This window comes from Streptomyces sp. NPDC048057 (assembly GCF_040653095.1).
Taxonomy (GTDB): Bacteria; Actinomycetota; Actinomycetes; order Streptomycetales; family Streptomycetaceae; genus Streptomyces.
On record NZ_JBEZNF010000031.1, the window covers coordinates 22,991 to 48,691 of the forward strand.

A 25,701-nucleotide genomic window follows, 5' to 3' on the forward strand; every position below is an offset into this window, starting at 1 on the left:
CCCCAGCGCCCTCTGGGGCCGAGGGGGCGGAACTGCGCGACCAGCCCACCACCGGGCCGCAGAGGCCAACGCTCCCGCAGGGCAACGGTGGGCATGTCAGGGGCACAAGGGGCGGAACTGCGCGAGTAACGCACCACCGGGGCGCAGAGGCCAACGGCTCCCGCAGGGTGGCGGCGGCTTCGCCCGGACGCGCAGGGACCCGCACCGCACGCGGACCGCGCCATCCGGCGAAAGGATTTCGCCATGGGCATTCCATCCTGCAAGATGACGAACGGGGTGTCCCCGCGCTCTCCGTGGCCCGTCTCGTGTCCACGGGGGTGTCCCCCGTCCGATGCCACCGCTCACCGGAAGCAGGAACGTGACCGAGCAGCCGTCCCAGCCGCAGAACCCGTCCCAGCCCCAGGCGCCCAACACCCCGCCTCCGCCGCCCGGCTACGGCTACCCCGGCCCGGGGCCCGCCGCCGGTGCCGGCGCTCCGGGCGGTCAGCCCGGCTTCGGCGCGCCGCAGCCCGGCCCGGGCGCGTACGGCCAGCCCGGCCCCGGGGGCTACCCGACGGCGCCGCCCGTCGCGTACGTCCCGCCGGGCACGTACACGGGCGACCCCAACGCCCCGTACGGCTACGACGTCCACGGCCGGCCGTTCTCCTCGAAGTCGAAGATCGTCGCCGGTGTCCTCCAGCTCACCCTCGGCAGCTTCGGCGTCGGCCGCTTCTACATGGGCAACGTCGGCATGGGCGTCGCGCAGCTGCTGACCTGTGGCGGCCTCGGCATCTGGGCGCTCGTCGACGGCATCCTCATCCTCGCCGGCTCCAACTCCACCGACTCCGAGGGACGGCCGCTGCGTGGCTGACCTCCGCCGGCCCGCCGCACACCGCCTGGCGCGGGTGTGGCGCAACCCGGCGACGGCACCGGTCGCGGTGTTCGTCGCCGGGGCGGCCGGTGCGGCCTATCTCTACGGCACCAATCCGCACGAGGGCGGGCAGTGGCTGCCGCGCTGTCCGTTCCGGCTGGTGACGGGGCTGTTGTGCCCCGCGTGCGGCGGCACGCGCATGGTGTACGACCTGATGCACGGCGACGTCGCCGCCTCCTTCGCCGACAACCGCGCCCTGTTCCTCGTGGCGCCCTTCGCGCTCGGACTGCTGGCGTACTGGGCCGTCGAGGGCCTGCGGGGCCGACGGTGGCGTCCGCGGTGGAGCCGCCGGACCCAGGCCGTGGTGCTGTCGACCGCGGTCGCCTGGACCGTCGTCCGCAATGTGATGTGACCGGGACGTCTGGCCAGCCAAATAAGTTCCCTTAACACACGGTGATTTATCACGGTAAGGGCACGATCACCCCATCTGGCTTCCGTTGTTCGGGTTCATCTCCTTACGCTGCCTGCGTCGCAGGGGGGCGATGTGGCGACGTCTTGGCGTGGTTCTCACGACGCGCGTTTCGGCGCTTCCTCCCGTGTTGACACCGGGAGTGCGCTCCGGGTGACGGCACCCCGCTCCATCTGCACGACCGCTCGCAACCGTTACCGCTCGCGTACGGTTCCATCTGTTCGATCCAGGAGATCTCCCATGACCGTCCCCACCCCCGACGCTCCCTACGGCTTCGACCCGCAGGGCCGCCCGTACTCCGACAAGTCGAAGATCGTCGCCGGTGTGCTCCAGATCCTCCTGGGCGGTCTGGGCATCGGCCGCTTCTACGTCGGCAGCGTCGGCGTCGGTGTCGCGCAGCTGCTGACCTGCGGTGGTCTGGGCATCTGGGCGCTCGTCGACGGCATCCTGTTCCTCACGAGCAGCGACCGCACCGACAAGCACGGCCGCGTGCTGCGCGGCTGATCCAGTCGTCGAAGCGTGCCGGAGGTCCACGGGGTTCGGAGCCCTGCGGGCCTCCGCGCTGTGTGCGGGGTGGAGAAATCCGGTCGACAGGTGACCGGCGGGGGACTGTGATGGTCCCGACCGCCCGCCGCCCGAGCGGGCCCACCCCGGGGGCTGTTCCGCATCGATGCCGCACTGGCCAGGCGTCTGGTCGACACCCAGTTCCCGCAGTGGGCCGAACTGCCCCTCACCCTGCTCGACCCGGCCGGTTCGGATCACGTGATCTACCGGCTGGGCGACGACCTCTCCGTACGGCTGCCCCGCCACGACGGCGCGATCGACCAGGCGGCGAAGGAGTCCCGGTGGCTCCCCGCACTCGCCCCGCACCTGCCGCTGGCCGTGCCCGTGCCGCTCGCGGTCGGCGAACCCGACTTCGGCTACCCGTGGCGGTGGGCGGTCTCCCGCTGGCTGCCCGGCGAGGTGGCGACCGTCGACGCGCTGGCCGACTCGACGCCGGCCGCCGTCCAGTTGGCGCGGTTCCTCACCGCGCTCCGGGACGCACCCGGGGCGGACGCCCCCGACGGCCTGACGGGCGGCGGTTCGCTCGCCGACCGGGACCGTGCGACGCGCGCCGCGATCGCCCGGGTCACGCAGGGCGCGCGGGCTGACGGGGCCTTCGACGCCGCGGCCATGACCGCGCTGTGGGACGCGGCGCTCTCCGCCCCCGCCTGGGACCGCCCTCCGGTCTGGTTCCACGGCGACTTCCACACCGGCAACCTGCTGACCGTCGACGGCCGTCTCAGCGCTGTCATCGACTTCGGCGAACTCGGCACCGGCGACCCGGCCCGCGACCTGATCGTCGCCTTCACGCTGATGTCCGCCACCAGCCGGGCCGCGTTCCGCACCGCGCTCGGCGTCGACGACGCGACCTGGACCCGTGGCCGCGGCTGGGCCCTGGCGACCGGACTGAACGCGTACACGGCCTACGCCGTGACCAACCCCCGCGTCGCCGCGCAGACCACCCGCCAGATCACGGAGGCCCTGCGCGGCTGAGACCCGCGTGCTTCCTTGTGCCCGCTGGACGTAGCCGCCGTTTCCCTGCGGGAGCGTTGGTCTCCACCGGCCCGCTGAGGACCGATGCTTCCGAAGCGAAACGGTGGGGATGTCAGGGGCGCTGGGGATCCCCCCCCACGCCCTCTGGGCGTAGGGGGGAGGAACCGCGCGACAAGCCACAGACGGGCCGCAGGCGCCACAGCACAGCCCGCCGCACGGCGGGAGCGCGGCTCAGGCGAAGGAGTCGAGGGATTCGGGGAGCGTCTGACCGCCGTCGACGGTCAGGGTCTGGCCGGTGATGAACGCCGCCCCGTCGGAGGCGAGGAACGCCACCGCGTGCGCGATGTCCGCGGGCGCGCCCAGCCGGCCGACCGGGATGGACGCGGTCATCTGCCGCTCGTACTCCTCGCCCAGTTCCGCCAGGCTCTCGGTGCGCACGTTGCCGGGCAGGACCGCGTTGACGGTGATTCCGGCCGGCGCCAACTCCAGCGCCGCGCTGCGGATGAACCCGAGCTGACCGGCCTTGCTCGCCCCGTAGTGGGACCAGCCGACGTAGCCGGTGAGGGGTCCGGTGATGGAGGACGTCAACACGATCCGGCCGTGCCCGGCGCGCTCCATGCCGGGCAGGAACGCCTTCGTCACCAGGATCGACCCGCGGACGTTGACGGCCATCATGTCGTCGACGTCCGCGGCCGTCATCTCCCGCAGCCGCTTGGCCGGGAAGATCCCCGCGTTCGGACAGACCACGTCCACGTGTCCGTGCCGGCGCAGGACCTCCTCGGCCACCGTCTCGATCGCGTCCGGATCCCGCAGGTCAAGACCCAGCCCGATCACCCGCCCACCGGTGGCGGCGGCGATGTCGGATGCCGTCCGCCGCGCGCCCTCGTCGCTCCGTCCGGTGACGGCCACGGCCGCGCCGCGGGCCGCGAACAGCTCCGCGATCCCCCGCCCGATCCCGCGCGTCGCCCCCGTCACGACCACGGACCGCTGCTGCCAATCAGTGCCCAACTCCACGCTTCCACGCCCTCGCTCGGTGGCCCCTGCGCCCGTCAGCACGGACACGTTCGTGATCACCACGGTAGAGGGCCCGCACCCCGGCGGGACCGCCGATCGGCGCGGACCGACCGGAATCGACCCGCGTCGTCCGAGACCCGGGCACGAGCGGGCGGCGGCACCCCCAGGGCGCCGCCGCCCGTCGTCGAGGCGTCCGCGGACCGCTACAGCGTCCGCTCCATCCGGTCCGCGACCAGCTTCACGAACCGGCCGGCGTCCTTCGGCTGGCCGCCCTCCGCGAGGACCGCGAGGGCGTGGAGGAGTTCGGCGGTCTCCGTCAGGGTCGTGTGGTCGTCGCGGTCGCCGTGGGCCTGCTTGAGCGCGCGGACCAGCTGGTGTTCCGGGTTGAGTTCGAGGATGCGCTTGGTCTTCGGGACCTCCTGGCCCATCGCCCGGTACATGTTCTCCAGCGCGGGCGTCAGGTCGCTCGCGTCGGCGACCACGCACGCCGGGGAGACGGTGAGGCGGGCGGAGAGGCGGACCTCCTTGACGTCCTCGGCGAGGTGGTCGCTCATCCAGCCCAGGAGGCCGGCGTACTCCTCGCCCTGCTTCTCCTTCTTCTCCTTCTCCTCGTCCGTGGCGGACTGCTCGTCGTCGCCGAGGTCGATCTGGCCCTTGGCGATGGAGCGGAGCTGCTTGCCCTCGTACGGGCCGACCGTGTCGACCCACACCTCGTCCACCGGGTCGGTGAGCAGCAGGACCTCGATGCCCTTGGCGCGGAACGCCTCCATGTGCGGGGAGTTCTCGATGGCCTGCCGGGACTCGCCCGTCATGTAGTAGACGTCGTCCTGGCCGTCCTTCATCCGCTCCACGTACGCCGCGAGCGTCGTGGGCTCGTCGGCGTCGTGCGTGGTCGCGAAGGAGCACGCGGCGAGGATCGCGTCCCGGTTGTCGGAGTCGGTGATCAGGCCCTCCTTGAGGACCGTGCCGAACTCGCGCCAGAACGTGCCGTAGTCGTCGGGCGCCTTGGTGCGCAGGTCCTTCACCGTGGCGAGGACCTTCTTCGTCAGCCGGCGCTGCATCATCCGGATCTGGCGGTCCTGCTGCAGGATCTCGCGCGAGACGTTCAGCGACAGGTCCTGGGCGTCCACGATGCCCTTCACGAAGCGCAGGTAGGACGGCAGCAGCTCCTTGCAGCCGTCCATCACGAAGACGCGCTTCACGTAGAGCTGGAGGCCGCCCTGGTAGTCCCGGGTGAACAGGTCGTGCGGGGCGTGCGAGGGGACGAAGAGGAGGGCCTGGTACTCGAAGGTGCCCTCGGCCTGGAGGCGGACGATCTCCAGCGGGTCGCGCCAGTCGTGGCTGATGTGCTTGTACAGCTCGTGGTACTCGTCGTCGGACACCTCGTCGCGCGGGCGCGCCCACAGTGCCTTCATCGAGTTCAGCGTCTCGGGTTCCGGCGCCGCCTCGGCCTCGGCGGCCTGTCCTTCGGGGGCGTCGGCTGCGACGGCCGCCTTCGGCGTCATCCGGATCGGCCAGGTGATGAAGTCCGAGTACCGCTTGACGATCTCCCGCACCTTCCAGGCGGCGGTGTAGTCGTGCAGCTGGTTCTCGGGGTCCGCGGGCTTCAAGTGGAGCGTGACGGAGGTGCCCTGGGGCGCGTCCTCGACGGATTCCAGGGTGTACGTGCTCTCGCCGCGCGAGGTCCAGCGCGTGCCCTGGGCCTCGCCGGCCCGTCGGGTCACCAGGGTGACCTCGTCCGCGACCATGAAGCTGGCGTAGAAGCCGACGCCGAACTGGCCGATCAGCCCGTCCGCCCCGGCCGCGTCCTGCGCCTCGCGCAGCTCCTTGAGGAACGTGGCCGTGCCCGAGTTCGCGATGGTGCCGATGAGTCGGGTGACCTCGTCGTACGACATGCCGATGCCGTTGTCCCGCACCGTGACGGTACGGGCGTCCTCGTCGGTCTCGATCTCGATGTGCAGGTCGGACGCGTCGACGTCGAGCGCGTCGTCCCGCAGCGTCTCCAGGCGCAACTTGTCGAGTGCGTCGGAGGAGTTGGAGACGAGTTCCCGCAGGAAGACGTCCTTGTTCGAGTAGACCGAGTGGATCACCAACTGGAGGAGCTGACGCGCTTCAACCTGGAACTCAAACGTTTCGGTCGGCATAGCTCGGAAGTACCTCACAGATGCTCTGTCGCGTGAACTGGTGTGGAGACGTCACTTTATGGCAGCGACCAGCGACGCAGCAGAGGGCAACGGGGGCGCCCGGGCGTAATAGGGGGTGCCCCGGCCGCGGAGGGGGTCCCGGGCCGGTGCTCAGCCCGTTTCGGCCGACGGTCGCAGGGTGCGGGCCGCCAGCACCCCCAGCGCGCACACCACCGCTGCCGTCAGGCACACCGTGGTGAAGGCGTCCGAGAACGCGTCCCGCGCCGCGGCCCGCGACGCCTCCGGCACCAGGTCGAAGCGGGCCGTGGCGACCGCGGCGCGCAGCTCCTCGTCCGGGCCCAGGCGCGCCGCCAGGTGCGCCGAGAACGCCGCGCCGAAGACCGCGACTCCCGCGGCCGTGCCCAGCGGGAGGCAGGCGTTCGTCAGCCCGGACGCCATGCCCGTACGGTCCGCGGGGACCGCGCCCACGGCGATGCCCATCAGCGGCGGGAAGACCACGGCGCCGCCCGCGCCCAGCAGCAGCAGGCCGGCGAAGGTGACCGCCGGCGGTGCGCCGCCGCCGGCCGCGGCGAGGGCGAGCAGGCCCAGCGCCTTGAGGGCGAAGCCGGCGGCGACCAGGGCGTGCGGCGGGAAGGCCCGTTGCAGCCGGGCCACGAAGAGGCCGACGACCAACAGGCCCCCGGTCAGCGGCAGCAGGTGCAGCCCGGTCTCCAGCGGGGAGTACGCGTACGCCGTGGCCAACCACAGCGTGATGAACGCCAGCGAGCCGAGGCCCGCCACCCGGGCCAGGAAGCCCAGCACCGCGGCGCCGGAGAAGGCGCGGACCCGCAGCAGCGCGAGGTCCAGCAGGCCGTCGCCGCGCCGTTGGCTGCGGATCAGGGCGGCGACGAGGGCGAGGCCGACCACCACGGAGCCGAGGACGCCCGGCGTGGTCCAGCCCTGCTCGGGACCGGCGACCAGGGGGTAGTGGAGGGCGAGCAGTGCCCCGACGGCGAGCAGCGCCCCGGGCACGTCGACCCGTCTCGCGGTCGCGCCGCGCGCCGAGGACTCCGGCATCCGGGCCAGCGCGCCCACCACGATCAGCACGCCGATGGGGATGTTGACGAGGAAGATCCAGCGCCAGCCCGGGCCCTGGACGAAGACCCCGCCGACGACCGGGCCGAGGGCGCCGGCGCCCGAGGAGATCGCCGCGAAGGCCGCGATCGCCGCGCGCCGCCGCGCCTCGTCCTCGTACACCGTCGCGAGCAGCGCCAGTGCCGGGGCGAACATCAAGGCGCCGCCCAGCCCTTGGACGGAGCGGGCGACGATCAGGGTCGCCGCGTCGGGGGCGAGTCCGCACGCCGCGGAGGCGAGGGTGAACAGGCCCGTGCCGGTGACGAAGACGGCCCGTCGGCCCACTCGGTCCGAGAGCGCGCCGCCGGTCAACAGCAGTGCGCCGAAGGCGAGGGAGTACGCGGAGATGACCCACTGCACCTTGCCGAGGCCGGCGTCGAGGTCGCGCGCGATGTCGAAGAGTGCGATGTTCACCACGGTCACGTCGAGCGTCATGACCACGCCCGCGGCGCTGACGAGCGCGAACGTCCACCAGGGGGCGCGGGGCCGTGCCGGTGGCGACGGCTGCGGCAGCGCTTTCGCGCGCGAGCCCGGTGAGACGGGTGCACCCGGTGAGCTGGGTGAGACGGGTGAGTCCGAAAAGCCCGTGGACTGCGGGGCGTTCGGGGCGGACGAGGCGTTCGACGGCACGGCTGACACCACTGCTGGCTACACCTCACAGAGACGCACGGGCACGACAGGACCGCTGGGCACGGCGAGACCGCCGGGACCGCGAGTACGACAAGACCACAGGTGGGCGAGTTTGGATAGGCTAACCTCAATTATCATCTGACGCGACGTCAGATAGACGCGGTGGCCGAAAGTCGTACTTGCACATTAGGCAAGGCTTACCTAAGGCTTGCTCAAGCCTCTGTGTAGTGCCCAGTGATCACCCCGACCTCGGAGCCGCTCGATGCCCGACCACCCCGTACCCGACCTCCCCGACACCGACCCCGCCGCCTGGCGCGAGGCCAATCGCCAGCTCCTCGCCAAGGCGATCGGCGAATGGTGCTTCGAGGACATGCTCAAAACGGTCGAGACCGGCGACGGCGGCTACCGCGTCGACCTCGACAGCGGTACGACGTACGCCTTCACCGCCACGGTCGGCGCCTTCGGCTGGCTGCGTGTGGACCCCGCGTCCATCACCCGCACCGCCACCAGCATGCTCGGCAACTCCGTCGCCGAACCCGCCTGGGACGCCCAGCAGTTCCTCTTCGAAGCGGCCTCCACCCTCGGCACGGACCCCTCCACCGTCGCCACCTACTTCACCGAACTCTCCGCCACGCTCGCCGTCGACGCCGCCCGCCTCACCCACGGCGGCGAGAGCGTCGCCGAGCTGCGCGCCCTCGGCCACACCGAGCTGGAGTGCCGGATGCACGGCCACAACCTGCTCGTCGCCAACAAGGGCAGGATCGGCTTCTCCGCCTCCGACGTGCGCAAGTACGCCCCCGAGGCCGCCCAGCCGCTCGCCCTCAAGTGGGTCGCCGTGCACCGCGGCCTCGCCGAGTTCCGCGGCACCTCCGAGCTGTCCGAGCACACCATCGTCGAGCGCGAACTCGACGAAGCCACCCGGGCCCGCTTCACCGCCGTCCTCCAGGGCGCCGGCGTCGACCCCGACGCGTACGTCTGGATGCCCGTCCACCCCTGGCAGTGGGACCACGCCGTGCAGATCCTGCACGCCTCCGACGTGGCGCAGCGCCGCATCGTCCCGCTCGGCGACAGCCCCGACGCGTACCTGCCGGGCCAGTCCATCCGGACCATGGCGAACGTCACCACGCCCGAGCGGTACGACGTGAAACTGCCGCTGAAGATCCTCAACACCCTGGTGTGGCGCGGCATACCGCCGCACTGCACCAAGGGCGCGCCCGTGGTCACCCAGTGGCTGCGCGGCCTGGTGGAGCGCGACCCCTTCCTGACCGGCGAGTGCCGCACCGTCTTCCTCGGCGAAGTCGCGTCCGTGACCGTGCACCACCCCTATCTCTCCAAGCTCGACCAGGCGCCCTACCAGCACCTGGAGACCCTGGGCTGCATCTGGCGCGAGTCGGTCTCGGAGCGCAAGGACGAGAACGAGCGGGTGCGCACCTTCGCCTCCCTGCTGCACGTCGACGCCGTCGGGGACGCCTTCGTCGCCGAACTCGTGCGCTCCTCCGGCCTGGGGCCGGAAGAGTGGCTGCGCAAGCTCTTCGATGTGCTCCTGGTGCCGCTGATGCACGTGCTGTACCGGTACGGCGTCACCTTCAACCCGCACGGGCAGAACACCCTCATCGGCTACGACGAGAACGACGTCCCGACCCGGCTGTACCTGAAGGACTTCGTCGACGACGTCTGCGTCTCCTACACCGACGTGCCCGAGCGCGGCCCCGAGCCCGACGGCCACGACCACGTGCTGCCCCGCAAGCACCCCTCCGTCATCCGACAGCACGTCGTCGACCAGGTCTTCGTCGGCCACTTCCGCTATCTCTCGCCGCTGTGCGAGGCGCAGCTGGGCGTACCGGAGAAGCGGTTCTGGCAGCTCGTGCGGCAGACCATCCTCGACTTCCAGCGGGACTTCCGCCGTCGCTTCCCCGACCTGGAGGGCAGGTTCGCCGAGTACGACCTGCTCAGCCCGCAGATCCCCCGGTACGGGCTGAACCGCGACCGGATCGTGGTCACCCGCTACGGCGACCGGGCGCTGCGGCACGCGCTGTACCCCAACGGCACCCACCCCAACCCGCTCGCCGAGGAGGGCGGCGCATGACCGTCACCACCGAACCGACGACCGGGGTCGGGCACGCGGACCCGCTGCACGAACTCGACCCCCGCGGCGCCGCGGAACACGCCCACGTCGAAGCGCTGCTGCGCTGCTGGCTGCGGGAGACCGGCCGCGAGGTCGAGGCCGGCCCGCTGCGCGTCGAGCTGCCCACCGCGGGGCTCGCGCTGGTCACCGAGGTCACCCACCGCTCCCCGACGGGCTGGCACCGCTTCGCCCCGGTCCGCCTGGAGGGTCCCGGCGGGCCGCTCGGCACCACCGCCGACCCGGTGACCGCGGTCGCGCTGCTGTCCACCGAGGCCGCGGCCCGCACCGTCGCCGCCGGCCGCACGATCCCGAGCGCGGAGGTCGCCGACCTCGTCGAGCGGACCGCGGAGTCCGTACGCCGGGTGGCGACCTTCATCGCCGACCGGCGTGCCCGGCCCGAGCCCCCGGCCGGTACGGACGCCTTCCTCGACGCGGAACAGGCGCTGCTCCTGGGCCACCTCAACCACCCGGCGCCCAAGAGCCGCGACGGCATCTCCGACCACGACACGGCCGCCTTCTCGCCCGAACTCCGCGGCTCCTTCAAGCTGCACTGGTTCGCCGCCGACCCGTCCGTGGTCTCCCACGACGCGGTCGCCGGCGCGCCCTCGCTCGCCGGCCGGGACACCGTCGACCTGCTCGCCGACCTCGCGGGCCGGCCCGACGTCGGCGGCCGGATCCTGGTGCCCGCACACCCCTGGCAGGCGCGGGACGTCCTGCACCGGCCGCGGATCGCGGCGCTGGTGGCGTCAGGCGCCCTCGAACCCCTCGGCGAGCTGGGCCCCGAGTGGTGGCCCACCTCCAGCGTCCGCACCCTGTACCGGCCGGACACCTCGGTGATGCTGAAGCTGTCGCTGGGGCTCCGGCTCACCAACTCCCGCCGCGAGTCGACCCGTACGGAACTGCTGCGCGGCCTGGAGATCAACCGGCTCCTCGACGCCGGCCATGCGGACGCCACCTTCCGCGCCCACCCCGGCTTCGCCATCACCCGCGACCCGGCCTGGCTCGCCGTCGACGAACCCGGCCGCGCCGGCGGCCCCGAGGTGACCGGCCTTGACGTCGCCGTCCGCGAAGCGCCCGAAGGCATCGCCCAGATGCGCTGCCTCGTCGGGCTCGTCGCGCCGCGGCCCGGCCTCGGCCGCAGCGTCCTCGGGGAACTCGTCGCCGCGCAGGGCCCCGACGCCGCCGAGCAGTGGACCGCCGACTACGTCGACCGGGTCCTCGTGCCCATGCTGCACCTGTACGCCACCACCGGCATCGGCCTGGAGGCGCACCAGCAGAACACCCTCGTACGGCTGGACGCCCAGGGCCGGGTCGCCGGCTCGGCGTTCCGCGACAACCAGGGCTACTACCTGGCCGCGTCCCACCTGCCGGCGCTGCGCGACCGGCTCGGGGTGCGGGAGTCCACGCTCGCCGTCGTCGAGGACGCCCTCGTCGACGACCGGCTCTCGTACTACCTGCTGCGCAACCAGGCGCTGTCCGTCGTCGGCTGCCTCGCCGTCGACGGCCTCGCCGACGAGCGCGACCTGCTCGCGGTGCTCGCGGACCGGCTGTGGCAGGCGCTGCCCGCGCTCGCGGACGCGGCGCCCGACGGCGACCGGCTGGCCCGGCGGTGGCTGACCGCGGACACCCTGCCGTGCAAGGGCAACCTGCTGACCCGGCTGCACGGCATCGACGAGGTCCTCGCCCCGCTCGACGCCCAGTCCGTGTACCTCGACGCCCCCAACCCCCTCCAGGAGGCCGCCGTATGACGTCCCCGCACCAGGACGGCCAGCCGGACGCCGACCCGGCCGCTGGCGTGCCCGGACCGCCGCTGCCCCGCCTCGACGGGCGCTGGACGGCCCGGGTGGCCCGCTCCCACGGCACGGACCTGGACCTGGTGCACGGCTGGATGCAGTCGCCCCACATCGACGCCTTCTGGCACCAGGCGTGGCCCAAGGACCGCTGGCAGGAGGAGATCGCCGGGCACCTCGCCGGGGACGCGATCCTGCCCGTCCTCGTCGCCCTCGACGGCGAGCAGTTCGCGTACGTCGAGGTGTACCGGGTGCTGCGGGACCGGCTCGGCGAGCACTACCCGCACCGCCCGCACGACCTCGGCGTGCACATCGCGATCGGGGACCGCGACCGCACGGGCCAGGGCCTCGGCCGCGCGCTGCTGCGGGCGCTCGCGGACGGGCTGCTCGCGGTGGACCCCGACTGCACCAGGGTGGTCGCCGAGCCGGACGTCACCAACGGCCCCTCGCTGCGGGCCTTCGCGGCGGCCGGGTTCCGGGAGGCCGGCGAGGTCGTCTTCCCGGACAAGAAGGCGGCGCTGGTCGTCCGCGCGCGCACGGACGCGGACATGGTGGCGGCCGACCGCGTCTGAGGCGTGCGGTGCGGTGGGTCGGGGGCGGTCGAGTCGGCCGCCCCCTGGCCCGCGCGCGTGTACAGCCAGCCTCGTCGGAGTGTAGGCGCTGGGGGACCCCCAGCGCCTCGAACGCCGGCGAGGCTGGATCAGTCAAGCGCGCTCAGCTTCTGCCACTCGGGCCACGACAGGTTCCAGTTGCTGTAGCCGTTGCCCAGCGGTGCCTTGCCCTTGGCGTCCTTGCCGGTGACCGTGAACGGGTCGCCGACCTGCACGTCCTGGTAGAAGGACGAGGCGTTCGCGGTGCTCATGCCGATGCAGCCGGAACTCTTGTTCGCCTTGCCGAAGTACGACGCGTTCCACGGCGCCGCGTGCGCGTACGCACCGGAGTACGTCAGGTGCATCGAGTAGTCCACCATCTTGTCGTACGCGTCGCCGAGGCCGACGGACTGCGACGTCATGCGGATCGTGCCCGCCTTCGCCATCAGCACGCTGGTGCCGCTCCAGGACCGCTTGTCGGCGCCGGGGGTGGGGTCGCCGCCGGAGATAGGGATCGTCCGCGTCGGCTTCCCGGCCCGTACGAAGTCGAGCCGCTTGGCGTCGAGGTCGACCTTGACCTCCTGGTGGGCGCCGATGGTGAAGGACTTGTCGTAGTCCTTGGCGAAGAAGCCGCCCTTGGCGCCGGAGTCGGTGCCGTTCAGCAGCGCTTGCAGCCGGACCTGGGTGCCGGGCTTCCAGTACTCCTTGGGGCGCCAGTCGACCCGGTCGCGTCCGTCGTAGTGCTTCAGCCAGCCCCAGGAGCCCTCGGTCCTGGTGGAGGCAGTGACCTTCAACTGCCGTTCCACATCCGCCTTGTTGGTGACGGGCTCGTCAAAGACGATCGACACCGGGTGGCCGACGCCGACGGTCTTCGCCGTCGGCCACAGCTCCAGCTTGTTCTTCTTCGCGGCCTGCGCGGTGGTGAAGGACGCCTCCTGGGTGCCCTTGGTGCCGCCGGAGCCCTTCGTCTCCGCCGCGACCTTGTACGTCTTCCCCGGCAGCGCCTTGCGGTCCGAGGTCCACACCGTGCCGCCCTTCGACAGCGTGCCGGTGAGGGGCTCGCCCGTGCCGTCGGTGACGGTGACGGCGGTGATCGTGCCGCCGCTGGCCGTCACCTGGACCGGCTGACCGGCCTTCACGCCACTGCCGTTGGGCGTGACGGCGACGGTGGCGGGCTTCCCGCCGTCCTTGACCGAGCCCGACTTCCCGTCCGCGGAGTCGGACGAGCAGGCGGTGAGGGCGAAGGGCGCGAGCACGGCGATGGCGGTCGCGGCGGCGGTGCGCACGGATATCCGGCGTCTGGTGCGCGAGGAGCGCAAGGGGTTCCTCCATGAGGTGTGTCGGTGTGTCGGTGGTCTCGTCGCGGTAGCGACGGGCGGAGGGCCTTGAAAGCAGGGGCCCTAGCGGGCCAGGGACTCCGCGGGACCCATCACGGTCACGGGCTTCGCGCCCGGCTTCAGCTTGCGCAGGAGTTCCTTCATCTGGCCCCGGGGGAGCCCGACGCAGCCTTCGGTGCCGCCGTGGTGGCTGACGTGGAACCAGATCCCGCCGCCCCGAGCGGCGCCCATGGGCCGGGAGAAGTCGTACGGCGGGCGCCCCGTGATGCGGTTGTAGTTGATCGCGACGATGTAGTCCAAGGCCCCGGCCTTGGGCTTGTTCTCGAAGTTCGTGCCGCGGGCGGTGTAGAGGATGCCGCGGTTGCGGTCGTAGGGGAGGGCGGTGCCGGGGTTCGCGAGCCTGCCTCCCGCGTCGGTCAGGCGGTACGTGCCGACGGGGGTGCGCAGATCGCCCCGTACGTGGCGCTCGGCCCAGCCCTTGTGCCCGTTGCGGCCCGCCCACTCGTCGGCGGCGGGGCGCCAACCGAGGTCGGGGTGACGCTCGTAGAGCCTGACCCGGGAGCGGTTGGAGTCCTTGCCCTCGCCGGTGACGAGGACGACCTGCTGCACTTCGGCCCCTATGGTCGCCCGGGTGCGCGGCCCGAGGCCGGGCAGTTCGGCGGGGGGTGCGGGCGTGGCGGCGGGCGTTTCGGCGGGTTTCGGGGACGCGCCGCCGGCCGGTGCCTTCGCGACCGGGGCCGCGGGCTCCTCGGCGCTGCACGCGGCCGTGCCCAGCAGCAGCCCGGCGACCACCGCGACCGCGGCGCCCGCGCGCAGGGGTATGTGGGGACGTATGTGAGTCACTACTTGCCCCCGGGCTGCTTGGCGCGCTCCGGCGCGACGAAGGTGGCGTTCTCGATGAGGTTCATGGTGTCCACGAAGGTCTTCTTGGGCACGTCGGCCCCCAGGCAGATGTTGGCGCTGACGATGGTGTCGGGCTCGGGCGCGTTGCCGATCGAGGCGGAGTACGAGGTCGAGCCGCCCGCCCCCTGGCACTCGATGTCCACGACGTCGTCGACCTTCGGCTTCTCGCCGTGGCGCAGCACCTTCTCGGGGAGGGTGTCGACCTGCCAGCGCACGAAGGTGATGACGACGCCGTCGGGCGGCAGGTCCTGCACGGGCTGGCAGGGCTTCCAGCCCACGCCGTCGCACGGCCGCGGCGGGGCGGTGATCGGCACGTTCGACACGAAGGTCTCGGGCCGCATGCCGAGCCTCGGCTGCGGGGGCAGGGCCAGGCTGTGCCAGCCCGCGGGCACCTGGAGCACCAGCCCCGACAGGTGCGGGTAGCGCTCCTTGGTGGGCCGGTCCACAGCCGGGGGGGAGGTCCGGTCCGAAGGAGGGGTCGGAGCTCCGCTGGTGCCGGGGCTCGCGGAGGCCGCGGCCCGGTCGGCCGGCCGCGCCTCGACGTTCTCGGGCCGTACGACACTGGGCAGCAGCGTCGAGGAGAGCGCCACCAGCACACCGGTCAGCAGCGCGGCGCCCGCGATCCGGCGCCGCCGCCGGCGCTGGATGCGCTCCCGCACCTGCCCCAGGCGCCCGTCCGGCGCGACCGGATGCGGAGTGATCCGCTCCAGCAGTACGCGCAGCTCCTGCTCCGCCGCGTCGCCGTCCGGGGCCGAACGGCCCTCGTCAGGCCCGCGCATAGCAGTCACCGCCCTCCTCCACGGCGGAGGACGGCAGCAGCGTCCGCAGGGTGCGCAGCGCCTTGGCGGACTGGCTCTTCACCGTGCCCGGGGTGCAGCCGAGCGTGGCCGCGGTCTCCTCGACGCTCAGGTCCTCGAAGTACCGCAGCACCACCACGGCCCGCTGGCGCGCCGGCAGCGCCCGTACGACGGCGGTCAGCGACTGCTCCAGGTCGACGGAGGCGTACGGGTCGTGGTCCTGCGCCGACCGGCGTCCGAGCAGTTCGGGCAGCTCGTCGTGCGGGACCTCGCCGCGCCAGCGCCGGCGCCACCAGGAGGTGTGCGTGTTCACCAGCGCGGCGCGGATGTACGCCTCGGGGTGGTCGTGCGCGATCTTGTCCCACTTGGGCCAGACCTTCGCCAGCACCGTCTGGAGCAGGTCCTCCGCGAGGTGCGCGTCTCCGGTGAGCAGCCAGGCGATCCTCAGCAGGCGCGGGCCGCGGGCGGCGACGAACGCCTCGAAGTCGCCGTTGCCGCCCAGGGAACCCATCCCGCCGTCCTCGTCCTCGTCGCGCTCGTGTTGCGTCGTCCACGTAGGAGGAACACGTCGGGCGGCGGATCGGGTTGCCTCGGTCGAAGAACTTTTCCCAACGGGTGTGCCGTTGTCCTGGCGGGCGCGGTGGCACCGTGGGCGACTCGGCGATCATGGCGCCCTCGGCCCGGTGGTGGCCAATGCTCCCGCAGGATTACGGCGGCTCCGTCCACAGCACGGGCGAGCGCGCGCGGACTTGCCGCACGCGCCCCGGGCGCTACGGCAGGTGCTGCTTGGCGTCCTCGTACGTCGCGTCGCCGGCCGCCGTGGCCGGTGCGTACACCAGGTACACCACGCCGCTGTCGAACCGCTGGTTCGTCAGCAGCTTCAGCGGGACCGTGGTGTCGGCCTCGGCGAAGAGCCGCATCCCCTTGCGCACCGCGATCGGGTGCACCAGCAGGTGCAGCTCGTCCAGCAGCCCGGCGTCCATGAGCTGGCGGATGACGGAGATGGAGCCGCTGACGCTGATGTCCTTGCCGGGCTCCTGCTTCAGCGCGGTGACGAAGGTCGCGAAGTCGCCTTCGAGCTGCTCCGAGTTGCGCCAGTGGAAGTCCAGCTTCTGACGGGACAGCACGATCTTGCGGGAGTCGCCGAGCAGCTTGGCGAAGGCGTGGTCCTCGCCGCCGGCGGCCTCCCGGTCCGGCCAGGCGCCGGCGAAGCTGTCGTACGTCCTGCGGCCGATCAGGAGGGTGTCGCTGCGTTCGAGGAGTGCGCCGACGGCGGCGCCCATGTCGTCGTCGAAGTACGGGAAGTGCCACTGGTCGGGCGCTTCGACGACCCCGTCGAGGGAGATGAACAGACTGGCGAAGATCTTCCGCATGCGGTTCTCCGGGTGGGTGCGAGATGGGGCAGCAATGCGTGGACCGGGAGCGCGTTTCGAACTCATCGGCGAATGCGCGGCGTTTTTGCCGAGGGACGGGACGCGGGGGACGAGGGGCGTACAGGTCGTCATGCTCCCGCATCGGGGCCCAGTCGAGCAGGCCGACCGCGTCCGTCTCGGTGACGGGGGCCCGGGGCCGGGCCGTCCGGCGGGCGGCGGGACGTCGGCAGGTCCCGTGCCCGGCGGACCGGGGAGAAGAAGAGGATCAGCGCGGCGAGCGGGACCCCCGCCGCCATGACGGCGACCGCCGCGCGGGTGCCCAGGACGGTGCCGAGCGTGCCGCCGAGCAGCGCGCCGAGCGGGATCGTTCCGTAACTGAGGAACGCCGCGGTGGCGGTCAGCCGGCCCAGCAGCTCCGGCGGGCAGTAGCGCTGCTGGAAGCTGGACTTGATGACGTTGCCGGCGACGACGCCCGCGGAGACGAAGAAGCCGCCCGTGACGAAGAAGAGGACCCCGGCCCCGCCCGCGGTCAGCGGGATGAGCAGGGCGGAGCCGGGCAGGCCGAGTTCGAACAGCAGCATGGCGCGGGCCGTGCCGATCCGGTCGGCGACCCGACGGGCGACGAAGGCGCCGGCCACGCCGCCCGCGCTGGTGGCCGCGACGAGCGTGCCGACGGTACCGGGGGCCAACCCCACCTCCCGGACCAGGAAGTCCACCTGGATCGACTGGTACCCCATCAGGGCCAGGTTGGAGGCGGCCCCGAAGAGGGTGAGGGTGCGGAACCAGGGGTCGCCCGCGATCAGCCGCACCCCGGCGCGGACGTCGCCGACGAGGGTTCCGGCGCTGCGGCCCGCCCTGGCCGCGGCGGTGGCGCGCGGCTCGCGGTGGCGGATGCCGGCCAGGCACAGCAGGGAGACGAGGAACGTGGCGGCGTTTGCGAACAGCCCGTTCACGGCCCCCGCGAGCTGCGCGATCAGCCCGCCGGAGCCAAGACCGGCGATCTGCGCGGCGGACGCGCTGCCGTGCAGCTTGGCGTTGCCCTCCGGCTGGTCCTCGGGCCTCAGGATGCTCGGCAGATAGGCGGTGTACGCGGTCTGGAAGAACACGGCCGCGGCGCCCGTCAGCAGGGCGACCGCGAGCAGCAGCCCCATGCTCAGCTGGCCCAGCCGGGCGGCGACGGGCACGACGGCGAAGAGCACGAGGGAGACCGCGGCGGCGCCCAGCATGATCGGCCGGCGCCGCAGCCGGTCCACCCAGACGCCGACGGGCAGCCCGATGAGCAGCCAGGGCGCCCAGGCGCCGGCGCTCAGCAGACCGACCTCGAAGGTGCTGGCGTCCAGGGTGGAGACGGCGACCAGCGGCATCGCCACCCCGGTGACGGACGCGCCGAACTTGCCGGCGGTCTCGCCGCACCACAGCAGGCGGAAGTCGCGGTGGCGGCGCAGCAGACCGCCGCGTGTCGCCCCGCTCACTCCGGGCCCCGCTCCTTGGGGCTCTGCTCCTCGGTGCCGTGCTCCTTGGCGTTACGCTCCCGGGTCTTCTGCTCCTTGCGGGGGAAGGACTGGAGCTGCACCACGACGGGGAGCGCGTCGGGGCCGGGCTCGGCGTCCGGGGCGGGGGTGTGGCGGGCGACGACGGCCGCCAGCTCCGCGTTGAGCGCCTTCAGCTGGTCGGGGGTGAGCCGCAGGTCGAGCCAGTCGGCGACGGTGCCGGCCTCGCGCCACGCGTCGTCCCAGTCCTCGTTGACGTACGTCGTGACGCGGTTGGAGAGCTGGTGGAGCAGTTCGTGCAGATAGACGCCGAAGGCGCCCCGCGAGTCGGGGTCGTCGCGGAAGTCGGCGGTGTTCAGCTCGTTGGTGACGTCCGCCCGGCGCCACCAGCGCTCGCGTTTGGTGCCGCGTCCGGCGTCCTCCTCGATGAAGCCGTGTTCGGCGAGGTGGCGCAGGTGCCAGCTCACGGTGCCGGTGTTCTCGCCGAGGCGTTCGGCGAGCCCGGTGGCGTTGGCGGGGCCGTCCAGCGTGAGCAGTTCGAAGATCTTCATCCGGAGGGGATGGGCCAGTCCGCGCAGGGTGCGGGCGTCGATGCGCCGGGTGGGCCTCGGCGTGCGTGCGGTCTCGTCGGGCATGCCGGAAGCGTATGTTGCAGAGACTCCTCTGCAAAGAGTTCAGTGCAGAGAATCCTCTGCGGTTTGGGTGTGCGGGCTCCGTCCAAACGCACAGGGGTGCGCGCGGGACCTTCCACCGTGCCCTAAGCCAGGCCCTGGCTCCGCGCCGCACGCGCTCCGCGGCGCCCGAACACCCGGTACGCCACCGCCAGCACGACCAGCGCCGGCCCGCCGACGTAGCACGCCAGCCGCATCTCCGGCACGAAGACGCCCGTCGCGTACACGGACAGCAGGGCCGCGACCCCGAGCAGCGGGGTCAGCGTCCCGCCGCGCAGCCGCAGGGTGGACGCCGGCCGGCCCGCGTCCTTCCGGAACGCCAGCAGGGTGAGCAGGATGACGATCCACACCGCGATCACGCCGAACGTGCCCAGCGACATCAGCACCGCGAAGACCCGCGCCCCGAACAGCGCGGTGAGCCCGGCCGTCGCCAGGAAGCCGAGCGAGGTCACGAGGACGGCGCGGCGCGGCACGCCCCGCCCGGTCGTGGTGCCCAGCGCGCGCGGCGCGAGCCCGTCGTCGCCCAGCGAGTGCAGCATCCGCCCGGCCGCGTACAGGTTCGCGTTCGCCGCCGACAGCGCGGTGACCAGCACCACGAAGTTGGTGACGGACGCCGCCGCGGGGATCCCGGCCGCCGCGAACATCGTCACGAACGGGCTCGACTCGGCGGAGTGCCCCGGCGCGTACCGCGTCCACGGCAGCACCGCGAGCATCACGGCGATCGCCCCCAGGTAGAAGAGGGCCAGCCGCAGGACGAGGGTGCGCAGGGCGGTGCGCAGCGCGGACCCGGGCTCCTTCGCCTCCGGCGCGGTGACGGCGACGAGTTCGATCCCCGCGAAGCTGAACAGCACGATCGCCATGACCAGCCAGATCGAGAGCGCCCCTGAAGGGACGAAGCCGCCGTGCGCGGTCCAGTTGGACACCCCGGTCGCCGGGTGGTCCGGCAGCCCGAAGACGATCAGCACGACGCCGATGACGACGAACGCGACGACGGCGAACGCCTTGATCGCACTCAGCACGGACTCCGCGGTGCCGAAGGTGGCGACCCCGGTCAGATTGACCGCGGTCACGGCCGCCGCGAAGACCAGCACGGCCAGCCACAGCGGCACCTCGGGCCACCAGAAGCGCAGATATATCGCGGCGGCCACGACCTCGCTGCCGATGCCGACGATCAGCGCGACCCAGTAGATCCAGCGGACCGAGAACCCGGCGAAGGGCCCGAGGTAGCGGCCGGCGAGCGTGCCGAAGGAGCCCTGCACGGGCAGCGCGCTGACCATCTCGCCGAGCGCGTACGCCACGACGAGGGCGATCAGCGCGCCGGCGGCGTAGCTGATCAGCACGGCGGGGCCGGCGGTGGAGATCGCCGCGCCGGCGCCCAGGAAGAGGCCCGTCCCGAGGGCGGAGCCGAGCCCGAGCAGTGCCATCTGCTGCTTGCCGAGCCCGCGCCGCAGCCCGCCGCCGCTCTCGTCGCTGCTCTGTCCGGTGCCGCCGCTGCCCTCGTTCCGCTCGGCGATCGCCGTCGGCGGACGTCGGGAGGCGGTGGTCACGGCGGTGGTTCCTCTCTACGTGCCCGGGCACGCGCCCTGGGCCCGCGCACGCGGGACGCCGACCGTCGCGGGTGACGGCCGGCGTTCGACGGGGCGACGCGGCGGTGTCGGTGGGCCCGGGCGCTACGGTTGCGCGGCTGCGGCTGCGGCTGCGGCTGCGGCGGCAGGGCTCATTGCCCGGGTCTGCCCTATACCGTACCTTCTAGCCCTTGCCCCCGGAGACGGCGTACGCCCAGGTCAGGGCAGTTGTGCAACGGGTCACAGCGCGGCGAGGCCGAGCAGCGCGGGCGCGTTCGTGTCGAGGATCCGCCGCGCCTGGTCGGCCGGCAGCCCGGAGTGCTCGACGTACGTCACGGCCGTACGGAACAGGTCGCCCGCCTCGTACGGAAAGTCCGTCCCCAGCACGATCCGGTCCGCCCCGAAGGACTCCACCGCGGCCCGCAGCGCGGGTACGTGCCCGTGCCCGACGCTGTCGAACCACATCCGACGGGCCGCGGCGGACGGCTTCTCGGGGGTGTCCGGCGCCTCCCAGCCGACCTGGTTGTCCGCCCGCTGGAGCAGCATCGGCAGGGCGCCGCCGAGGTGGGACGCGAGGATCCGCATCCGCGGATGGCGGCTGGGCACCCCCGCCAGGATCAGCCGCATGATCGCCACGGTGTCCTCGATGGGCGCCCCGATCGACCAGGTCAGCCGGTGTTCGGTGATCAGCTCGGAGCCGGCGCCGACGCCCGAGGGGTGGACGTACAGCACGCTCCCGCGGCGGTCCAGCTCGGCGAAGACCGGGTCGAAGGCGGGGTCGGCGATGGACCGGTCCAGCACGGTCGTGGTGGCGCAGGCGCCGACCATCCCGAGTTCGTCCAGCCCGCGCGCCAGCTCCGCCAGCGCCAGGTCGACGTGCGGCAGCGGCAGCGAGACGAACGCCAGGAACCGCCCCGGCCAGCGCCGCACCACCTCCGCGTACTGGTCGTTCACGAACCGCGCCGCGTGCAGCGCGTGCTCGGGGTCGGCGAAGTGCGGCGACTGCGGGGCGGGGGAGAGGACCTGGTGCGTCACCCCGACCGAGTCCATCAGCTCGAAGCGCGCGTCCAGCTCGCCGCCGAGCCCGGCGCCGGTGCCGCGCTGGGTCGCGGTGTCCGTCTTGCCGTAGCGGTCGAGCAGGTCGAGGTAGTCGTCGGTCCAGACGTGGGCGTGGACGTCGATCCGCACGGTGGCCTCCCGGGTCTCGCGCTGGCCCGCCCCGTGACGCCTCCCAGTGTGGGAGGACCCCCGTCCGCCCACCCCGGTGATTACGCCGTTCGGGTGACACATGCGGAGGTCGACGACCATGGCTACGGTGGAAGGAGAGGGGTTTGGCGCACCGAGAGAGGCCGGTGCCGATCCTCCTTCTCCACGGCAGGTCCTCCCAGGCGTCCCTCGCCGTCTCCGGTCTCCCGTCTCCCGGCCGATCCCGACCCCGACCAGGGGGGATCACGACCGTCAGGAGGCGCAGGAACCATGCTCATCGTCCTTGTCACCGCCCTCGCCGTGACGTGCGCGGCGCTCGTCCTCACGGGCCTGCGGATCGGCTTCGCCCGACCCGTGCACGCCGACCTGAAGTGCGGTGACGCACCCATGTACTTCGACGGCGGACTCGTCGTCACCTGGTCGGGGCCCGCCCCCGCCGAAGCGCGCGTCAAGCTGGGCAACGGCGAGATCTTCGAGCGGGTCGAGCAGGTGACGGGCCGGGGGGTCCCCGACGCGTACCCGAAGAAGTACCTCGACAACCTGCGCGCGTCCGAGGTGTTCAACGCGAGCACGGCGTGGACCACCGAAGAGCTGGTGCGCTGGCAGGAGCGCCACGGCATCGAGATGGAACGCGAAGCCCTCGCCGTGTACGAGGACTACCTGAACAAGGGCAACACCATCTTCATGGCCCTGGTCGACCACCCCGTCGTCGCCGAGCCCGCCGCGTACGTGGCGTGCAGCCTGGTGCTCCAGCGCGCGGTGGTCGTCTTCAACGGCGGGCGCGAGGAGCTGTTCCTGCGCTCGTACTTCCACAGCGCGCGGGACGACTCGTCGGAGTACGTGAACTTCGCGCCCAGCGGGAGCGTCCACTACTCCTTCAAGACGGACGCGGCCTGGTTCCCGCTGGAGCTGACCCGCTTCATCGCCGAGCCCGCGTCGTACGTGGAACTGGACGTCGTCACCCCCGAGGACTTCGACGAAGCCCTGCTGCCGCAGCCGTTCGCCGCGCACGACGCGGGCTACGTGCTGCTGGGCGACGTCAAGTACGAGGTGCGGCGGGCCTCCGCGGTGCTCCCGGTCGAGGACCCGGGCCGGGCCATCCCGGACTTCCGCCTCGCGCTGCCCGGATAGCCCGTGCGCCTCGCGGCCCCCGCCCTCCTCGCGCTCGTCGCGTTCCTCGCGCCGGCGCTCGCGCTCGTCGCCCTCCTGTGGTCGACGTCCTTCGTCCGCGTGGCGACGGAGTCCATGGCGCCGACGCTGCTCGTCGGGGATCGACTGCTGGTGGTCCGGCGGGCCGCGCTGTCGCGGCGCTTTCCCGACCGCGGCCAGGTGGTGGTCTTCACCGCGGCCGGCGATCGGCGCCGGCGGCTGGTCAAGCGCGTGGCGGCGGTCGGCGGTGACACGGTCCTCGCCGACCGCCGCCACGCGCTCGCCGTACCCCCGGGAGGACTCTTCGTGCTGGGCGACAACGGCAGGGTGTCGCACGACTCCCGGGAGTACGGCTGCATCGACACCGACCAGGTGACGGGCCGGGCGCTGCTGGTGGTGTGGCCGCCGAGGCGGGTGCGCAGGGTCAGCTGAGCCCCGTACGGCTCAGGACACGTTCTTCGCGATCCACGCCCGGAACGCCGGCACGTTCGTCCAGACCCCCGGCCCGGTGGAGCACGCCTCGTCGCCGTCGCCGTCCCGGGACGTGGCGCCGATCAGCTCCCACCGCTTGCCGTCCCTGGTGCGTTGGAGCAGCGGCCCGCCCGAGTCGCCCGCGCACGCCATCGTCCCGGCCACCTGCCCCCGCTGGCACAGCTCGGTCTTCGCACCGATGCCCTTGCAGTCGCGCGTCGGGACGGTGCGCAGCCCCACCTGCTGAAGCCGCTGCGCCAGCACGAACGCGTCGTCCTTCGTCGTCCCCCAGCCGATGGCGCGGGTCGCGGTGCCCACGGGCCCGGCCTTGGCGGCGATGCCCACCGGCTTCTGGGTGACCGGCCGGTCGAGCTTCACGAGCGCGATGTCGTACAGGGCCCTCCTGCCGTCCGGGTTGAACTTCGGGTGGGCCACGGTCTTCGCGATGGTGCGCACGGTCCCCCCGGAGGTCCGCTGCTCGCTGCCGATGCGGACCTTGCCGGTGGGCTTGCTCCCCGGCGCCTGTGGATCCGGTACGACGCAGTGCGCGGCGGTGACGACCCACTGCGGGGCGATCAGCGACCCGCCGCAGTGCCCGTTGTCGTTCGCCATCGGTATGGACACCATGAACCCGTACCGCTGGGTCGAGTCCTTTCCGCCGACGATCGCCCCGGCGGTCCCGGTCGTCGCGGTCGCACAAGCCGCGGTGGCCATCAGCACTGCGGCGCCCCGCGCGGCCCGACGGGTACGGGGGCGCCGGCGGCCGGTGGGCGGACGTTTTTCCGTGGTGCGGTCGAACACAGGGGTTCCCCTCGGTAGGTGTCAACAGGAGAGACGGCATAACCGGGCGCCCCGTGCATTCGGTTGGGCCATGCATTCGTCCTCCGACTCCCCGCCTACCGCGAAGAAGCGGTACGCATGCCCGTCATCGGCGCGTTGCCGCTCAGGTAGCCCGGGAGGCTCCGGTTCCGCGAAGTTCTCGGATTCGCCCGCAAGGTCCCGGGTTGAGCGCTACGGTGGCCCTTCACGAAATCTGCACATCTGCACCAAGGGGGGACCTTGAGCTACCCGTACACACCCGCCCCACCGCCACCGCCCGTGCCTCCGGCGCCCCGCCCCCTGCTGAAGATGAAGCGGATCTGGGCGGGCGGCGCCCTGCTGATGTCCATCGGCTTCGGCTGCGGCGCCGTGGGCGACTCCGAGAACGACAAGTCCCCCGCGGCAGCGTCCAAGCCGAGCCCGGCCCCGACGGTCACGGCCACGGTCGCCCCCACGGCCACGGCCACGGTCACCGCAACCCCCCAACCGGCTCCCACGGTCACCGTCACCAGGAACGTCACGGCCCCGAAGCCCCCCAAACCGGCGAAGGCCCCGGACCCGGCCCCGCCGGCGGACGTCACCGAAGACCGCAGCGACGCCGGCGCGAACGTCTACTACGACAACTGCACCGCGGCCCGCAACGCTGGCGCGGCCCCGGTCAGAAAGGGCGAACCGGGCTACGGCCGCCACCTGGACCGCGACGGCGACGGCACAGGCTGCGACCGCGGCTGACGCTCGATGCCGCTCCGGCGGGCTGTTCGGGCGATCACGCACCTTTGCGACATGGCCTCGCCATGATGGTGGGGGAGGCTGACGCATGCGTGTCGTGTTGATGTCCTACGGAGCTGAGGGCTTTGAGGACCTCCAGGCGGCGTGTGAGACGGCCGGCCACACCCCGGTCGCGTACGTGTGCCCGGCAACGCGGGGTGCGTCCACCATGAACGAAGTGGTGGACGCGCTGCCGCCCGGTCTCGATCTGCTGACTCCGGACGGTCCGCAGGGCCTCGCGCTCAGCATCGCCGGATACGGACCTGACGTGGTCGTCTGCAACGGCATTCCGTGGCGACTTCCCGCGTCCGTGCTGCGTGCACCACGGCTCGGGGTGTTGAACGTGCATCCGTCGCTCCTTCCTCGGCACCGGGGACCCATGCCGATTCACTGGGCCGTTCGGCAGGGCGATGCGGAGACGGGGGTGACGGTCCACTGGATGGACGAAGAGTTCGACAGCGGTGGGATCGTGGCACAGCGCGGTGGCGTTCCCCTGCCGGACGATCTGGAAGGTGACGCCGTCTTCGCACAGGTGCGGGACACGATTCGGGCTCTGCTGCCGGAGGCGCTGGCTCTGGCGGCAGAAGGGTTCGAGGGGACGCCGCAGGACGATTCGCAGGCGTCGTACGAGGGACCCATGGGCCCGGAGACCGCGGTCATCGACTGGAGGCGACCAGCCCTGGAGATCCACGACCTCGTGCGGGCCTACCGCTTCGGGCTGTTCCCCGTGCCGGGCCCGCTGGCGGCCGTTCGGAGCAAGTGGGTCAGTGTGCTGCGGACCAGCACCACCGAGGCGAACGGCGTGCGGATGCGGTGCGGGGACGGGCCGCTGTGGGTCACGGAGTCGGTTCCCGTGCCGGTTCGTGATTGCTGGGTGACCTCGTCATGAGG

Annotated in this window: 24 protein-coding genes; 11 read left to right on the top strand and 13 right to left on the bottom strand. The window is 72.5% G+C overall.

Annotated elements, in window-relative coordinates; translation table 11 throughout:
* The first annotated feature begins 358 nt into the window (after positions 1-358).
* The 4 genes from AB0E05_RS29935 to AB0E05_RS29950 all read left to right on the top strand — a co-directional run bounded on the left by AB0E05_RS29935 (position 359) and on the right by AB0E05_RS29950 (position 2,855).
* Positions 359-850 (top strand): TM2 domain-containing protein, encoded by a 492-nt coding sequence (locus AB0E05_RS29935; protein WP_361969151.1) that lies wholly within the window; start codon positions 359-361, stop codon positions 848-850.
* Positions 843-1,262 (top strand): DUF2752 domain-containing protein, encoded by a 420-nt coding sequence (locus tag AB0E05_RS29940; RefSeq protein ID WP_361969153.1) that lies wholly within the window; start codon positions 843-845, stop codon positions 1,260-1,262. Before AB0E05_RS29935 ends, AB0E05_RS29940 begins: the two co-directional genes overlap by 8 nt.
* A gap of 297 nt (positions 1,263-1,559) precedes the next feature.
* On the top strand, positions 1,560-1,823 hold the full coding sequence (locus AB0E05_RS29945; protein WP_361969155.1) for a TM2 domain-containing protein: 264 nt from the start codon (positions 1,560-1,562) through the stop codon (positions 1,821-1,823).
* Positions 1,824-1,976: 153 nt separating this feature from the next.
* Positions 1,977-2,855: an aminoglycoside phosphotransferase family protein gene (locus AB0E05_RS29950; protein ID WP_361969368.1), complete on the top strand. Its 879-nt coding sequence runs from the start codon at positions 1,977-1,979 to the stop codon at positions 2,853-2,855.
* A 231-nt stretch (positions 2,856-3,086) separates the two neighbouring features.
* Here AB0E05_RS29950 and fabG read toward each other — a convergent pair whose 3' ends face one another.
* The 3 genes from fabG to AB0E05_RS29965 all read right to left on the bottom strand — a co-directional run bounded on the left by fabG (position 3,087) and on the right by AB0E05_RS29965 (position 7,768).
* Entirely contained in the window at positions 3,087-3,869 is a 783-nt protein-coding gene (gene fabG, locus AB0E05_RS29955) for a 3-oxoacyl-ACP reductase FabG (protein ID WP_361969370.1), read from the bottom strand.
* Between the two features lie 203 nt (positions 3,870-4,072).
* Complete coding sequence (gene htpG, locus AB0E05_RS29960) at positions 4,073-6,013, bottom strand: molecular chaperone HtpG (RefSeq protein ID WP_361969157.1); 1,941 nt, start codon at positions 6,011-6,013, stop codon at positions 4,073-4,075.
* A gap of 150 nt (positions 6,014-6,163) precedes the next feature.
* Positions 6,164-7,768 (bottom strand): MFS transporter, encoded by a 1,605-nt coding sequence (locus tag AB0E05_RS29965; RefSeq protein WP_361969159.1) that lies wholly within the window; start codon positions 7,766-7,768, stop codon positions 6,164-6,166.
* Between the two features lie 250 nt (positions 7,769-8,018).
* Here AB0E05_RS29965 and AB0E05_RS29970 point away from each other — a divergent pair, with 250 nt between their 5' ends.
* From AB0E05_RS29970 to AB0E05_RS29980, 3 genes are read left to right on the top strand one after another with little or no spacing between them, the layout of a single operon-like run.
* Complete coding sequence (locus tag AB0E05_RS29970) at positions 8,019-9,842, top strand: IucA/IucC family siderophore biosynthesis protein (RefSeq protein ID WP_361969161.1); 1,824 nt, start codon at positions 8,019-8,021, stop codon at positions 9,840-9,842.
* Complete coding sequence (locus AB0E05_RS29975) at positions 9,839-11,629, top strand: IucA/IucC family protein (protein WP_361969163.1); 1,791 nt, start codon at positions 9,839-9,841, stop codon at positions 11,627-11,629. Before AB0E05_RS29970 ends, AB0E05_RS29975 begins: the two co-directional genes overlap by 4 nt.
* Positions 11,626-12,243: a GNAT family N-acetyltransferase gene (locus AB0E05_RS29980; protein ID WP_361969165.1), complete on the top strand. Its 618-nt coding sequence runs from the start codon at positions 11,626-11,628 to the stop codon at positions 12,241-12,243. Before AB0E05_RS29975 ends, AB0E05_RS29980 begins: the two co-directional genes overlap by 4 nt.
* Before the next feature lie 128 nt (positions 12,244-12,371).
* Here AB0E05_RS29980 and AB0E05_RS29985 read toward each other — a convergent pair whose 3' ends face one another.
* The 9 genes from AB0E05_RS29985 to AB0E05_RS30025 all read right to left on the bottom strand — a co-directional run bounded on the left by AB0E05_RS29985 (position 12,372) and on the right by AB0E05_RS30025 (position 21,585).
* Positions 12,372-13,580 carry an Ig-like domain-containing protein gene (locus AB0E05_RS29985; RefSeq protein WP_361969167.1) on the bottom strand — a complete coding sequence of 403 codons (1,209 nt, stop codon included), beginning with the start codon at positions 13,578-13,580 and terminating at the stop codon, positions 12,372-12,374.
* Positions 13,581-13,661: 81 nt separating this feature from the next.
* Positions 13,662-14,441: a L,D-transpeptidase family protein gene (locus AB0E05_RS29990; RefSeq protein WP_361969169.1), complete on the bottom strand. Its 780-nt coding sequence runs from the start codon at positions 14,439-14,441 to the stop codon at positions 13,662-13,664.
* Complete coding sequence (locus AB0E05_RS29995; RefSeq protein WP_361969171.1) at positions 14,441-15,280, bottom strand: hypothetical protein; 840 nt, start codon at positions 15,278-15,280, stop codon at positions 14,441-14,443. The genes AB0E05_RS29990 and AB0E05_RS29995 overlap by 1 nt, the downstream gene beginning before the upstream one ends.
* Complete coding sequence (locus AB0E05_RS30000; protein WP_361969173.1) at positions 15,267-15,809, bottom strand: SigE family RNA polymerase sigma factor; 543 nt, start codon at positions 15,807-15,809, stop codon at positions 15,267-15,269. The genes AB0E05_RS29995 and AB0E05_RS30000 overlap by 14 nt, the downstream gene beginning before the upstream one ends.
* A gap of 259 nt (positions 15,810-16,068) precedes the next feature.
* Entirely contained in the window at positions 16,069-16,671 is a 603-nt protein-coding gene (locus tag AB0E05_RS30005) for a dihydrofolate reductase family protein (RefSeq protein WP_361969175.1), read from the bottom strand.
* A 128-nt stretch (positions 16,672-16,799) separates the two neighbouring features.
* Positions 16,800-18,143: an MFS transporter gene (locus AB0E05_RS30010; RefSeq protein WP_361969177.1), complete on the bottom strand. Its 1,344-nt coding sequence runs from the start codon at positions 18,141-18,143 to the stop codon at positions 16,800-16,802.
* Positions 18,140-18,796 (bottom strand): winged helix-turn-helix domain-containing protein, encoded by a 657-nt coding sequence (locus AB0E05_RS30015; protein WP_361969179.1) that lies wholly within the window; start codon positions 18,794-18,796, stop codon positions 18,140-18,142. The genes AB0E05_RS30010 and AB0E05_RS30015 overlap by 4 nt, the downstream gene beginning before the upstream one ends.
* A 122-nt stretch (positions 18,797-18,918) precedes the next feature.
* On the bottom strand, positions 18,919-20,379 hold the full coding sequence (locus AB0E05_RS30020; protein WP_361969181.1) for an amino acid permease: 1,461 nt from the start codon (positions 20,377-20,379) through the stop codon (positions 18,919-18,921).
* Between the two features lie 258 nt (positions 20,380-20,637).
* Positions 20,638-21,585, bottom strand: a complete 948-nt coding sequence (locus AB0E05_RS30025; protein ID WP_361969183.1) for an amidohydrolase family protein — start codon at positions 21,583-21,585, stop codon at positions 20,638-20,640.
* Positions 21,586-21,873: 288 nt separating this feature from the next.
* Between AB0E05_RS30025 and AB0E05_RS30030 the strand changes: the two genes are divergently transcribed.
* Together AB0E05_RS30030 and lepB are read left to right on the top strand one after the other, a co-directional pair.
* Positions 21,874-22,734 carry a hypothetical protein gene (locus AB0E05_RS30030; protein WP_361969185.1) on the top strand — a complete coding sequence of 287 codons (861 nt, stop codon included), beginning with the start codon at positions 21,874-21,876 and terminating at the stop codon, positions 22,732-22,734.
* A 3-nt stretch (positions 22,735-22,737) separates the two neighbouring features.
* Positions 22,738-23,184, top strand: a complete 447-nt coding sequence (gene lepB, locus AB0E05_RS30035) for a signal peptidase I (protein WP_361969187.1) — start codon at positions 22,738-22,740, stop codon at positions 23,182-23,184.
* Positions 23,185-23,196: 12 nt separating this feature from the next.
* On the opposite strand, the gene AB0E05_RS30040 is transcribed toward lepB, so the two are convergent.
* On the bottom strand, positions 23,197-23,937 hold the full coding sequence (locus AB0E05_RS30040; protein ID WP_361969373.1) for a serine protease: 741 nt from the start codon (positions 23,935-23,937) through the stop codon (positions 23,197-23,199).
* Positions 23,938-24,282: 345 nt separating this feature from the next.
* On the opposite strand from AB0E05_RS30040, the gene AB0E05_RS30045 reads away from it, so the two are divergent.
* Both AB0E05_RS30045 and AB0E05_RS30050 read left to right on the top strand, forming a co-directional pair.
* Positions 24,283-24,774 (top strand): excalibur calcium-binding domain-containing protein, encoded by a 492-nt coding sequence (locus AB0E05_RS30045; RefSeq protein WP_361969189.1) that lies wholly within the window; start codon positions 24,283-24,285, stop codon positions 24,772-24,774.
* Between the two features lie 85 nt (positions 24,775-24,859).
* On the top strand, positions 24,860-25,699 hold the full coding sequence (locus tag AB0E05_RS30050; RefSeq protein ID WP_361969190.1) for a formyltransferase family protein: 840 nt from the start codon (positions 24,860-24,862) through the stop codon (positions 25,697-25,699).
* The last annotated feature ends 2 nt before the right edge of the window (positions 25,700-25,701 follow it).